Annotated in this window: 11 protein-coding genes, 1 pseudogene and 1 other annotated feature; of the genes and pseudogenes, 2 read left to right on the forward strand and 10 right to left on the reverse strand. The window is 38.6% G+C overall.

Annotated features, from left to right (window positions below; translation table 11 throughout):
- Position 1: 1 nt before the first annotated feature.
- The 9 genes and pseudogenes from BBI08_RS12060 to BBI08_RS12100 form a co-directional block, all read right to left on the reverse strand.
- Positions 2 to 1,150, reverse strand: a complete 1,149-nt coding sequence (locus BBI08_RS12060) for a competence protein CoiA (RefSeq protein ID WP_008498132.1) — start codon at positions 1,148 to 1,150, stop codon at positions 2 to 4.
- Positions 1,151 to 1,177: 27 nt separating this feature from the next.
- A pseudogene (gene mecA, locus BBI08_RS17415) lies at positions 1,178 to 1,835 on the reverse strand (adaptor protein MecA).
- Between the two features lie 243 nt (positions 1,836 to 2,078).
- Positions 2,079 to 2,474, reverse strand: coding sequence for a transcriptional regulator SpxA (gene spxA, locus BBI08_RS12070; RefSeq protein ID WP_008429739.1), 396 nt, complete (start codon positions 2,472 to 2,474; stop codon positions 2,079 to 2,081).
- 373 nt (positions 2,475 to 2,847) lie between these two features.
- Positions 2,848 to 4,056, reverse strand: coding sequence for a putative glycoside hydrolase (locus tag BBI08_RS12075; RefSeq protein ID WP_065528143.1), 1,209 nt, complete (start codon positions 4,054 to 4,056; stop codon positions 2,848 to 2,850).
- Between the two features lie 194 nt (positions 4,057 to 4,250).
- Positions 4,251 to 5,192, reverse strand: a complete 942-nt coding sequence (locus tag BBI08_RS12080) for an ABC transporter ATP-binding protein (RefSeq protein ID WP_008498134.1) — start codon at positions 5,190 to 5,192, stop codon at positions 4,251 to 4,253.
- Positions 5,192 to 6,247, reverse strand: a complete 1,056-nt coding sequence (locus tag BBI08_RS12085) for an ABC transporter ATP-binding protein (protein ID WP_065528144.1) — start codon at positions 6,245 to 6,247, stop codon at positions 5,192 to 5,194. Before BBI08_RS12085 ends, BBI08_RS12080 begins: the two co-directional genes overlap by 1 nt.
- 15 nt (positions 6,248 to 6,262) lie before the next feature.
- Entirely contained in the window at positions 6,263 to 7,291 is a 1,029-nt protein-coding gene (gene opp3C / locus BBI08_RS12090; protein ID WP_008498135.1) for an oligopeptide ABC transporter permease, read from the reverse strand.
- Positions 7,291 to 8,226 (reverse strand): oligopeptide ABC transporter permease, encoded by a 936-nt coding sequence (gene opp3b, locus BBI08_RS12095; protein WP_065528145.1) that lies wholly within the window; start codon positions 8,224 to 8,226, stop codon positions 7,291 to 7,293. Before opp3b ends, opp3C begins: the two co-directional genes overlap by 1 nt.
- Positions 8,227 to 8,415: 189 nt before the next feature.
- A complete protein-coding gene (locus BBI08_RS12100; RefSeq protein ID WP_008498138.1) occupies positions 8,416 to 10,101 on the reverse strand; it encodes a peptide ABC transporter substrate-binding protein in 1,686 nt (561 codons plus the stop codon).
- 251 nt (positions 10,102 to 10,352) lie between these two features.
- On the opposite strand from BBI08_RS12100, the gene BBI08_RS12105 reads away from it, so the two are divergent.
- Both BBI08_RS12105 and trpS read left to right on the forward strand, forming a co-directional pair.
- Positions 10,353 to 10,685: a DUF3899 domain-containing protein gene (locus tag BBI08_RS12105; RefSeq protein WP_237146590.1), complete on the forward strand. Its 333-nt coding sequence runs from the start codon at positions 10,353 to 10,355 to the stop codon at positions 10,683 to 10,685.
- A 43-nt stretch (positions 10,686 to 10,728) separates the two neighbouring features.
- Positions 10,729 to 10,940 (forward strand) — a binding site (T-box leader).
- Positions 10,941 to 10,984: 44 nt separating this feature from the next.
- On the forward strand, positions 10,985 to 11,977 hold the full coding sequence (trpS, locus tag BBI08_RS12110; protein ID WP_008498141.1) for a tryptophan--tRNA ligase: 993 nt from the start codon (positions 10,985 to 10,987) through the stop codon (positions 11,975 to 11,977).
- 48 nt (positions 11,978 to 12,025) lie between these two features.
- On the opposite strand, the gene opp4A is transcribed toward trpS, so the two are convergent.
- Positions 12,026 to 13,840 (reverse strand): oligopeptide ABC transporter substrate-binding protein, encoded by a 1,815-nt coding sequence (gene opp4A / locus BBI08_RS12115; protein WP_008498142.1) that lies wholly within the window; start codon positions 13,838 to 13,840, stop codon positions 12,026 to 12,028.
- Positions 13,841 to 13,878: the final 38 nt, after the last annotated feature.

A 13,878-nucleotide genomic window follows, 5' to 3' on the forward strand; every position in this document is an offset into this window, starting at 1 on the left:
CTTATTTTCTCAATTTTCCCACGTTTTTGCAATAGTTATCATAGACAATATCCAAAATATTGGAATTATCTACTGTTTTGTCTTTGTACTTCAAATAAAGTGCAATATAGTTCGCAGTTAGATCTATTGCTTGCTGTTGTTTTTCAGAATCGCTTAAAGTTAACTTCCCTGTTTGAATCAATCGATCGATGCCAACTCCTTTTTCGTAAGCCTCAACTACTTGTAATTGCCACAAAATAGCAGGCTGCTTAAAACATTCAGCACCTAGTAAAGGAATACCGAATAGATTGGGCACGTTAGTAACATCTAAACGTAATTCATAACACAAACGACAATATAGATTTCTAACTCGATTGCCTGCATACAATTGACTACGAATATATTGTTTTTTTGCATGATAAAAAATCCCCAATACAAGATTGAACTCATCTTTTGATAGAGGCTTTGGCAATGCAAAAGGAAAAACTTGTTTTGTTGCCGAGAGTGATTTGGTTTTGCCTACCCAACGACTTGCACTGACATAAAACAAATTCGAATAATAATAAAACTGATTAGCAGGTGGATAAAATAATAAAATGTATGAAAGTTGCCCAACTTTCTGCATCATTGCAACTTCATGGGACTTCAGATGTAATAGCCCTACTCCTTCACGACAAGGCTCTTTTAAGCCCTTTAACCAAATCGGATACATACTAAGTTGTTGATAGCCTTGGGAACGTTGTATAAGCTGTGAAACAGGTATTGTGCTACATTGAAATTCAATGACATACTTTTTATCAACTAATAAATCAGCTCGTTGACGAATTTCTGATAAATACTTTTCTAATTCAGCTTTGAAGTTTAATTGGTTGAAGAATTGATAAAGAAGAAGTTTTCCTTGTAGATGTAAAGAGGATTCTGGTTCGCTGAAATGCTGGCAGGTTGAAAGAGTTTTATGTGCAAAATGCGGAATATTGATTTCTCCAATTTTCAAAAGTAGTGGAGCCTGACAAGTCGGACAGAAAAAGTGTTCGCGCAGACGAATTTCTAACAATTCCTGTCGTGTGTACTTTCCTGTTAGAAAAAACAACTGTTGTTGTGTCGTTGTAGCAACTAATATACAAATCACTCTCCTTTTTACCAGTCTATGAAATCCAGAGAATTTTGGCAATAAAAAAGATCTCCTGTAAAGGAGACCTTAGCCGAAATAATGAAGGATATTTGCGAGTGCATCTTCTTTGAAAACCGGTTTTCCATATTCTTCAAGTCGATGAATCGTCACTGGGGATGAACGCAGGTACTCAGAGATGATGCTGACATTGTTTTTAATGTCTTCTTCTGAGTGAAGGACGTCATCAAAACTAGTGTGCAAGTAGTATTTATTTTCAAAATGGTACACTGAAGATTCGATTGGCACATAAATTAAGCGACGTGCAATCGGTAGCAATTCTTCCACTTCTGAAAAAAACAAATGTGTATTCAAGTTTTTTAACTTCAGGTTCATCGAAGACCGGTTCGAATTCATCAAATTCCGGTGTCTCCGTATCTTCACTTGCAAACATTTTACGACGTTCTTCTATATCATCAGGCAAGTCAAGCTTTTGCCCATCTTTTGTTAGTTGAGCGCGTGTCACAGTAACCTCAAGCCCTTTTTCCATTGCTTGGACTTGGATCCAAAGTGGACCTTCCATTACGAAATCGGCTTCTTCGTTGACTTCATCCATCATTTCCCAAAAAAGCTCTTCACTTTTATCTCTGTTAAACCAGATTTCGTCACGGCTAAACCCTCGCTCTTCAACGTCGAGATAGGAAATGTAAAATTTAACTGTGTTATCGTTTATGCGTTCTATTTCCATTTTACACCTCTCCTTTACGGTTTGGACTAAGAGAACATTACTCAGAGCCGTGCTATGTTACTTCTAACTAGTATAACTTTATTTATAACTAAAGAAAAAGTTTATGCCTATTATCTAAATCGATTGCAAGTACATAGAGTTTAATGTACTTAACTGAGAAATGCAACTAATTTAATATACAGAAAAGCTGCCCGAGATCTCTTATGAAATACCATAAAGACCGGACAGCTAGTTTGATTATTGTTAGTTTACCATTCGCTGAGCTTCTAGCAATTGATAAGCTCTAACTTTACGCGGTAGGAATCGACGAATCTCATCCTCATTATACCCGACCTGTAGACGTTTTTCGTCCATGATAATCGGACGGCGGAGTAATCCAGGATGTTCTTGGATTAGCTCATACAAACGCTGAAGTGGTAAACTTTCAACATCTACATTCAATTTTTGGAATATTTTAGAACGCGTAGAGATAATTTCATCTGTACCGTCTTCAGTCATACGTAAAATTTCTTTGATTTCACTAATTGTAAGTGGTTCCGAGAAAATATTGCGTTCTGTATATGGAATGTCGTGTTCCTCTAGCCAAGCTTTTGCTTTTCTGCAAGATGTGCAGCTCGGAGAAGTAAATAATGTAACCATCATAATGGAGCACTTCCTTTCGGATTCATGAAAATTTAATGTAATTCATTTCCCAATTTAGAATCATTATAGTTTAGAGGCTCTACATTCATTATACAATGGATGTAGTTGATTTAATAGTGTATCTTGATAAAAAATTTAATTTACAAGCTTTTTGTCACAATTTGACTATATATTCATTATACTTTTACTACTACATAATAAATTTACCCCATTTATAGTTGTTGCAAACTTCCAAACTATACTTTTTTATTCTCATTTATAAATTCTTTTTGAAAATAACTTCTATACTTATATACTACGTTTGAACATAAGAAAAGTTCCGTAATAGCAAAATTTTTATAAAGAAATACTCCTCTTGCAATATAATGGCTCAAGGGGTATAGTCTACACCTTTTGAATAAGAGTTACCCGCATTCCAAAGAAGGAATTCTTTTATCCCTTGCTCATTTAAAGCTTTAATCTGTGCCTCTACTTCTGCTTTTCCATACCGTTTATAATTGCCTGCACCTAAATAACTTGCTGTAAAATCTTGAAGCCAAGGCCTTGAAACAGGTGGATTTTCTAATGCTCCTAAAACCTTATTTTCTACTTTCGCATATTCACTTACTAATTGATAAGGTTCTAAGTCCGGTTTAGAGATCCCAAAATAAGACGTCCAATGGCTTGGGTAAATCATAGATGAAATGACATCTACTTTTTCTGAAATCTTTGAAAAGTTCTGACCAATGCCAGGGGCTTCTGGCAATGTCGCAGCATAGCCAAATATATCAACCGATACTTCTACTCCATAAGGCTCTAATTGTTCTTTCGCGTACGCAACAAAGTCTGTTACTGCGTCTACTCTTCTTTGTATAGAGTCAGCCCCAGAGTCCTCATATTCACCAAATGAGTAACTTAAATCATCTGCCCGACGTTCAAACCCTTCTGGAAAGCGGACGTAATCAAATTGGATTTCTTTAAACCCAAGCTTTGCAGCTTCAATGGCAATTTGCACATTATAATCCCAAACTTCTCTAAGAAACGGATTCACAAATGAGTCACCGCGGTTATTCTTCCACACTTGATCTTCGTCCATAAAGGTCAAGTCATGTCGACTTTCCGCTAACACGGTATCTTTAAATACAACGACGCGTGCGATCGGATAGATCTCTTTTTCTTCTAATTTTTCTAACATCCCTCTTGGGTCCTTTATCAACCTTTGACCAATCTCCAGCTCTGCTAACGAAGAACCTTCTTCAGGTATGTATGTTAAATGACCTAAGTCTTCTTTTATATCAATGACCATTGCGTTTAAGTCTGTTGTCTCAACAAGATTGATTAGCGAATTAAATCGTTCTCCTCCAGCAGAATGGGCCGTAACGAAAATTCCTCGAACAGCATCTGGATAAGTGAACTCAAGTCCTGAATCAAACTTAAATAAACCAGATGACGCTAACACTTGTGAGTCGAGTTGAACTGTATGATAAGTTCGTGGCGTAAAGTCAGGCGTTTTTTCATATTCAGCTGCATGCACGTTTCCTGCAATTGCCAAACCAATACTTACTGCACAAATAGCTAGCCACTTCCAGGTTGTGGTCATTTTCCGCACTTCCTTTCTACTTTGACAATTGAATCTATTATCAATCAGTTATGGATTAAAAATCCAGTTGGTTGATGTTATCCATTATTCTTCCATTCTATCATTTTTCTGACTACTTAAAGTAAAATAGTTGCTCTAAAACGAAAAGATGTTAAAAGCGTAAAAAAAACGATGCCCCAGAGGACATCGTTTTTTTATTTATTTACTGCTGCTGCTGCTTTGATTGACTCAAGTTCACGCTCTGAACATTGAACAAAATGGCCAGGGCTGATTTCTCTCATTCGAACATCGTCAGCTTTTGTGTATTCGTGAACGGCAGGGTCGTATGATTTACGAACCCGGTTTCGTTCATAGTTTGGATCTGGAAGCGGAATCGCAGATAACAATGATTGCGTATATGGATGCAATGGATTGTTATATAGCTCTTCAGCAGGTGCTAGCTCTACTAATCTTCCAAAATACATAACTCCGATACGATCTGAGATGTATTTAACCATCGACAAATCATGCGCGATGAATAGGAATGTTAATCCCTTTTCAACTTGAAGTTCTTTCAGCAGGTTTACAACCTGTGCTTGAATTGAAACATCCAATGCAGAGATTGGCTCGTCGGCAATGATGAAATCCGGATCCACTGCCAAAGCACGAGCAATTCCAAGACGCTGACGCTGCCCCCCTGAGAATTCATGCGGGTAACGGTTTGCGTGCTCTTTATTTAATCCAACTGTTTCTAATAAATCATAAACCATCTTTTTGCGTTCAGTTTGATTTTTTGCTAAGCCATGGATATCGATGCCTTCAGCAATAATATCCATTACTTTCATGCGCTGATTTAGAGATGCATAAGGATCTTGGAAAATCATTTGCATTTTACGATTGAATTTTTTCAAGTCTTTTTTCGATTTTTTCCCATGAACATTTTCACCTTCATAGAAAACATCGCCATCTGTTGCATCGTATAACCGGATAATCGAACGACCTGTTGTAGATTTCCCACAACCAGACTCGCCAACTAATCCTAAAGTTTCTCCTCTGTAAATATCGAAGCTAATATCATCTACTGCGCGGACTTCATTCGCTTTACCGATATTGAAATATTGTTTCAGGTTTTTAATTTCGAGTAATTTCTCAGCCATTACACCGCGCCCCCTTCATAATATCTGCTTCTTGGGAATTTCTTCATGCGTTCAATAACAGTCAACGGCGGTTCTACTTGAGGTGCGTCTGGATGCAATAACCATGTTGCAGCCGAATGCGTGTCACTCACTTTAAAAAATGGAGGGTTTTGCTCCATATCGATTTTCAGTGCATACTCACTACGAAGAGCAAAGGCATCTCCTTTTGGTGGATCCAATAAATCAGGAGGTGTTCCAGGAATTGCATACAATTTGGCATCTTCCGTATCCAAAGAAGGCATTGAACTTAATAAGCCCCATGTATAAGGATGTTGCGGATTGTAGAATACCTCATCAACCGTTCCAATTTCAACAATCTTACCACCATACATAACTGCTACACGATCTGCTACGTTCGCCACTACACCAAGATCGTGTGTAATGAAAATAATAGATGTATCGATTTTTTTCTGCAAATCTTTCATCAACTCAAGAATTTGTGCTTGAATCGTAACATCAAGTGCAGTTGTAGGTTCATCTGCAATCAAGATTTTAGGATTACAAGCCAATGAGATGGCAATTACAATACGTTGACGCTGTCCACCTGAGAATTGATGTGGGTATTGCTTCATACGCAATTCAGGCTTCGGCATACCAACTAAACGCAACAAATCAATCGCCACTTTTTTCGCTTCAGTCTTGCTAATTTTTTGGTGCTTTAATAATGGCTCTGTTAATTGTCGGCCAATCGGCATAGTTGGGTTCAAAGATGTCATCGGATCTTGGAAAATCATCGAAATTTCTTTGCCGCGAATTTTTTGCATCTCTTTATCGCTCAGCTTTGTCAAATCACGACCATTAAATAAAATTTCTCCATTTTTAAATTCCGCTGATTGTTCTGGTAGCAAGCGCATAATGGATTTTGTCGTAACAGATTTACCTGATCCCGACTCCCCAACGATTGCCAAAGTTTCACCTTTATTTAAATCAAAGTTAACCCCACGTATCGCTTTAACTTCCCCAGCTTGGGTGTTAAAGGAAAGTTCAAGGTTTTTCACTTGTAATATTTTCTCCATTTTCAACTTTCCTCCTTAATCTTTCATCTTCGGATCGAGGGCATCACGAAGTCCATCACCAATCAAGTTGAATGCAATCATGATTAAGCTTAACAAGATGGCCGGGAATGCTAAAATATGTGGCGCAAATTGAATTAATGCATACCCATCGTTAATCAACGTTCCAAGTGATGCATCAGGTGCTTGAAGCCCCAGTCCGATAAAGCTTAAGAAAGCTTCGAAGAAGATAGCACTTGGAATCGTGAACATCGTATTGATGATGATTACGCCTAAAACGTTTGGCATTAAATGCTTCCAAATAATACGACTATCACTAGCACCTAAAGTTCGAGCTGCCAAAACGAATTCTTGGCTCTTATATTTAAGTACTTGTCCACGAACAACTCGGGACATGCCCGTCCATCCAGTGATGGTTAAGGCAATGATGATGGCCAATATCCCTGGGTCCATGATTAAGATAAAGAGAATTACGACAACTAGGTTCGGAATACCGGTTAGAATTTCAACGATACGTTGCATAAAGTCGTCTATGCGTCCACCAAAATATCCAGAAACGCCTCCATAAATTACGCCGATCAGCATATCAATTGCTGCTGCTACGAACGCAATAAATAAAGAGACTTGTGTACCTTTCCAGACACGCGAGAACATATCGCGTCCCAGTCCGTCTGTTCCAAACCAATAATTGACTTCAACATTTTTCAGTTCATACAAGTCGACTTTTTCTCCACCCAATGTTCCAACTCCATTTAAAATCCCTAACTTTTCAATACCAGGAACTTTTGGTGGTAAGTTAGCGTGAGTTATAGTTTGAGCATTTGGCTCATACGGACTAATTACTGGTCCTAAAAATGACATGATCACGATTAGTCCAAATAAGATTAAACTAAACAATGCGCCTTTATTTTTACGAATACGATACCAAGCATCCTGCCAAAAACTGACGCTAGGCTTCGTAATACGTTCAGCTTGCTTAGCGTCCAAAGTAATTCGTTCAAACGAACCTTTTGGCAGTTCTGGGATTTTATCAAATTTCTGAGTCATTAATTTTTACCTCCTGAAAGACGGATACGGGGATCAATGACACCATACAAAATATCTACTAAAAGGATAATCACAATTAGGAATACCGAGAAGAAGATAGTAGTTCCCATAATGATGGCAAAATCATTAACCATAATCGATTTAACAAATTGTTCCCCAATACCTGGTATTGCGAAAATCTGTTCAACCACTAGAGATCCTGTAAGAATTGCTACAGCCATTGGGCCTAATACCGTGATTAATGGAATCAATGCATTACGAAACGCATGTTTGAATGCAATTTCAGATCCACTCGCACCTTTAGCTTTAGCTAACGTAATATAGTCTGACCCAAGAACTTCAATCATTTCAGTTCGGATAAAACGTGCTGCCGTAGCAAGCGGGAACATTGCTAATGCGACAGATGGAAGAACACTTGACATAAAGCCATCATTCCATAAAGCAACAGGGAATAAATCCCATTTCAACCCAAACCAATATTGCAATAATGAAGCAAAGACGAAGGAAGGAATCGATATTCCGACAATTGCTACAAACGTACTGGTGTAATCAACCCAAGTGTTTTGTCTTAAAGCAGCAATCATCCCCAAAAGAATACCTAAAACAGTTCCCAACACCATTCCTTGGAAACCTATTTGAGCTGAAGGACCCATTCGGCTTAAAATGACATCTGTAACGTCCGCACCTTTGAATTGGTTAATGGAAATTCCTAAATCACCTTGTACTAAACCAAACATATAGTCAAAATACTGAACTGGCAGTGGTTTATCCAATCCGTATCTTGCTTCGACGACTGCCCTTTGTTCTGGAGATAATTTATCTGCGGAAGCGACGGGGGAACCTGGTAAAATTTTCATTAAGAAAAAAGTAAATGTAGCAATCAATGCTAAAGTGATCACCATATAAATTAAACGCTTGCCTATATACTTCGCCATAGTGCACCTCCAAAAATAATTCTATTTAACAAGTCTTGCCTATTAGACTTTGGACTTGCAACATTCATGAGTTAGCAGAAAATGGTCAATTTTCGGTTAATTCCTTTGCATTAGAAAAGAGAGTATATCAATCTAAATATGCGATATACTCTCTCTCTATTTTGTTTTCACAGTAGCGGGATTAAGTTATTATTTGCCCGAAATGTATGCCCATTTGTAAGCGAAGTCTCCGCCGAATGGGTGTTTGATAATGTCGTGAACATATGGTTGTTGAAGAGCCATAGCTCCGCGCTGATAGATTGGTGCGATTGCAGCATCATCTAATAGAATTTTCTCAGCTTTCGCCATTGCTTCCCAACGTCCAGCAGCATCTGTTGCTAATTCGCCTTTAGCTGATTCAACTAAAGCATCATACTCTGAGTTCGAGTAAGACATTTTGTTTTGAGCAGACCCAGTAACAAACAAGTCGATGAAAGTCATAGGATCCTGGTAATCAGGTCCCCATCCAGCAGTTTGAATGTCATAGTCCTGAGATTCATCAAGTTCTAAACGAACTCCGAAAGGTACAGCTTTAAGGTTGATTGTCAAACCTTCAAGATTTGTTTCAAGTTGATCTTTCAAGTATGCATCCATGTTTTTAGCAGTTTCAGTATCGCCACCTAAGATTTCAAGTGTAACTTCTTCCACTCCTAATTCTTCAAGGCCAGTAGCCCAATGTTCAGCAGCTTCTTCAGCATTAAATTCAATTAGGTCTCCGTTAACATCACGGAAATCAGCCTTGTTTTCATCAAAAGAAAACTCAGTTGGTACTAAGAAATTAGCCGGTAGAGAACCGTTAGCTAATACTACGTCAACTAGATCTTGCTTGTTAAACCCTTTTGCAATTGCTTTACGGATGTTCACGTTTGCAAGGGCATTCTTTTCACCATTACGTTCTTGGTTAAGTTTGAAGTAGAAAAGAGTTGGTTCTAAGTCAGTTACTAGGTTTTCGTCATTTGCATATTGTCTTGCAAATTCACCAGCTAAGCCAGCACGATCTTTTTCACCAGAGTTGTAAAGGTTAACTGCAGTAGCAGGTTCTTTTACAACGTCTACGTTGATTGTATCAAGTTTAACTGTTTCAGCATCCCAGTATTCAGGGTTTTTCTGCATTTTCCAAGTTAAACCAGTTCCGTCCCAATCAGTTAATGTGAATGGTCCGTTAAAGATTAAGTTTTCAGAGTTAGAAGCGTAAGCATCGCCTTTTTCAGAAATGAAAGCTTCGTTCTGTGGGTAGAAAGTTGGGAAAGACATTAATGACATGAAGTAAGGTACTGGACGCTCTAATTGTACTTCTAGAGTGTTGTCGTCTACAGCAGTAACTCCAAGTTCAGTTGGTTCCATGTCTCCTGCAGCAATATCAGTAGCATTTACAATCGAACCAGCCATCATGTAAGCTCCGTATGGAGAACCTGTAGCAGGATCAATTGAACGTTGCCAAGAGTAAACAAAGTCATTCGCAGTAACCGGTGTACCATCTGACCAGTTAGAATCGCGCAATTTGAATGTGTAAGTTAATCCATCTTCGCTGACAGTAGGTTCACCATCTGCTAGTGCTGGTTCAGCTACATTTTCTTTGTTTAAACGGAATAGACCTTCGTTAACATTATTAAAAATGTTAAACGCAACTGCATCTTCAGCTAATGAAATATCCATAGTTGGAATTTCAGCGCTTTCCATTAAGTTAAGAACTTGTTCTGCATCTGGTTCCCCAGCCGTATCTTTTCCGTCTGTTGGTTCAGTTCCAGTCTCTTCATCATCGCCGCCACATGCTGCTAGAAAAGCACTAAGAACTAAAACTAGGCTTAGTAGCCAAAAAATCTTACTGTTCTTCACTAAATTGACCCCCTCGAATTTTCTGAAAAATTGGTACATAGCTAATTATACATATTATTTTTTCCTTGTACAGAACTTTTTCTCTAATTTTTACACTCTTGTAACAATTTCGTTACATTCATATTACAATAAGTCGCTAGAATGTTGGATTTGTAAGCGTTTTCTGCGTCTACGATAAATAAATATTTTTTTGATTTTTTTTTGGATTTCTTCTACAATTGATAAGAATTGAGGTGCACAAGTTGAAAAAAATGATTTTTTCATTATTAATTATTCAAATGCTAATCTTCCTTACCGCGATTTTGAGAACAGATGAACTCACCTTATTATCATACATAAACAGCTCGTTTGTTTACGGAGGGATTTTACTTTTTTTAGGTTTGTGGGTTTTTGTCATCCGCACAGGAGTGTTCGACATATTTACGATCAGCATGAGGAAAGCTTTCAAATTGAAGTCTACTATAGAAGATGATGAAATGCGACCTCCTTCTGAAGCATTGGGTTTCTCTAGTTCATTTTTACTTATTATCGGTACAATTACGTTACTGATTATGCTGATTTGTTTAATGATTTATAGCATCTAATATTGCTTAAGAAATCGTTTATGTATTATAATAATACTATATAAAATGGGCAATGATAAAGAGGAGTAAATGCAGTTCCTTCTATATAGAGAGTCTGTGGTTGGTGAAAACAGATGGAGTGCTGCATTGAATGGACTTTGGAGCTGAATTGGCGAACGTAAAGTAGCCGATTCCGTGTTCTTCACGTTATGAAGAAGAGTGGCCGGAGACGGCAACTAGGGTGGTACCACGGAAAACACATCATTCGTCCCTTTTTTTAGGGATGTGTGCTGTGTTTTTTAATTTGAGGAGGAATAAGGATGAAGAAGAAAATTTTTTCAGGCGTTCAGCCTACCGGTACGGTAACACTCGGAAACTACATAGGAGCTTTCAAGCAATTCACTGAATTACAAGATGAATATGATTGTATTTTTTGCATCGTTGATCAACACGCCATCACAATGCCTCAAGATCGATTGGAACTCCGTAAAAATATTAAGGCACTGGCTGCACTTTATCTTGCTGTTGGAATCGATCCAGAAAAAGTAACATTGTTTATCCAGTCAGAAGTTCCAGCGCACGCACAGGCCGGCTGGATGCTGCAATGCGTTTCGACCATCGGCGAACTCGAACGCATGACGCAATACAAAGATAAATCTGCTAAAAATGCCTCGGTTTTGGCCGGGCTATTAACATACCCACCTTTGATGGCAGGCGATATTCTATTGTATCAAACTGATATCGTGCCAGTTGGCGACGACCAAAAGCAACATATCGAGCTTACACGTGATTTAGCGGAGCGCTTTAACCGAAAATACAATGACATCTTTACGATTCCTGACATTCGCATTCCTAAAAATGGTGCACGTATTATGTCACTACAAGACCCTACCAAAAAAATGAGCAAGTCTGACCCGAACAAAAAAGCAATTATTACGTTGCTAGATGACTTGAAAACCATCGAAAAGAAAATCAAAAGTGCTGTAACCGATTCTGAAGGAATCGTTAGTTATGACCCTATTAATAAGCCTGGAGTAGCTAATCTATTGACAATCGAAGCTGCATTAACTGGTGAAAGTATTGATAGCTTAGTTTCGAAATATGAAGGTTCTGGCTATGGGGACTTTAAATCTTCTGTAGCACAAGCCGTTATACACCATTTAGCGCCTATTCAAGAGCGTTATAAGACATTACTAGATTCTGATGAATTAGATACTATTTTAGATGCAGGAGCCGAAAAAGCGAATTTCCTGGCGAATAAAACACTTAAGAAAATGGAAAATGCAATGGGTCTTGGCCGTAAAAGAAAATAAAGCAAAAAAAGGAGCTACGAAAATCGCAGCTCCTTTTGATTTGTTTTATTATTCTGCAGTAACCGGTGAATCTTGGCTTACAGCAATATCAGACAAGTACATTTCAGTACCGTCGCCAATTGAGTAGTTTAATACACGGTCATTGACTGGACTCAATACTGCACGGTATAAAGTTGGGAATACCGGCACTTCATCAACCATCAATTGTTGCCATTCGTCGTAAACATCTTGACGGAATGTGAGGTCAAATGCTTCTTCTGACCGCCCTTCTTTTAGCAAGCGTTCGTTTTCTTCATTTTCCCAGCGTGGGAAATTGTATAGCGCCTCTGCTCCGTAAAGCCCTGAAGGATCTACGTCAATTCCGACGCCCCAAGCTGCTTGATACACATCAACATCTGGATTGTCTTCCCCGCCGTTACCAACGCGGTCGTAGAATGTATTGAATTCAAGCATTTCTAAATTCACTTTCAAGCCAACCGCTTCCCAAGACTGAACATAATATTGTGCCAAAGGTTCAGCAGTATCGCCACCAGTCATTGAGATGAAATTAATTTCTAATGGGTCCCCTTCCGGATCTTCACGGAAACCGTCTCCATCTGTATCTGTATAGCCGGCATCATCCAAAAGCGTCTTCGCTACTTCTGGATCATACGCTCTTCCTTCATTTGTATCATCATGAAATTCAGGATGTGAAGGTGGGATCAATGTCGTTGCATTCCAACGCAATCCGTTGTAGAAACGTTCACCAACAGCTGTATTATCTACTGCATGCCACATTGCTTTACGTAGATCTACGTCGCCCATTTTTGCATCTGAATTAGGTTTAACACGATTGTTGTCTGCATCCCACGTTCCAAGTTTAAAGCCGATATACGTATAAGCCCGGTCAACCGCACCTAAAAACTCTACGTTTGACATATCTGCGTTATCTGGGAATTGGTCTACTGGGAATTCGCTGATCAAATCGACTCCACCAGTTTCTAACTCTTGAACCACTGTAGAGCTGCTGATAACTTTGATTGTAACGCCATCAAGATTTGGCTCGCCGCGCCAGTAATCTTCATTCTTAGTAAGTGTTACAGACTCTCCAGGAACAATGCTATCCACTTTAAATGGACCAAAACCAATTGGGTTTTCACGCACTTCTGGAGAAGAAGAAATATCTGCTACAGCCATATCGCCAAAAATGTGCTTAGCTAATGGGTAAGACCAAATGCTTCCCGTTAATAAAGAAGGTGTTGATTCAATGTACGTAATCTTCAACGTTTTTTCATCGACTACTTCGATACCCGAAATCGTATCTGCAGCTCCACTATTATATTCTTCCATACCTTCAATATTTGTAAAATCTGAATTGTAACGAGGACCGTCATATTCAGGGTTACCAATTACTTCATGAGCAAACAACCAATCTTCCGCAGTAACGGGTTCACCGTCATGCCAATTAACATTGTCACCAATTTTAAATGTGAATGTGCGGCCATCTTCTGAAACTTCATATGTTGCAGCTCCATCATTTGTGTACACATAGTTTTCGTCCCAAGTTAACAAGCCTTCATCAAACCAGTTTAAAATTTCTGCATCTGGTGCTCCAGAGTAGAAGTTCCAGTTTAATGTTCCTTCAAATACTGTATCTGATACTAAACCAAATGTAATCTTGCCACCATCGATGGCTTCGCCTTCGTTTGTCTTTACATTGCTAAAGTCTTCAATTGAATACAGTCCATCATCTTTTTGTTCTTGTTTACCGTCAGCATCTTTTTTACTACCGCTGTCTTTCGTGGTTTCATCGTCACCACTACACGCTGCTAATAGCAATGCTAAAGACAAGATCAATACTTTAGACTTGTTACTCTTCCCCATTCTCTGTTTCCCCCTCTAGTGTTGAATATAATAATTGC

Source organism: Planococcus halocryophilus, from assembly GCF_001687585.2.
Lineage (GTDB): Bacteria > Bacillota > Bacilli > Bacillales_A > Planococcaceae > Planococcus > Planococcus halocryophilus.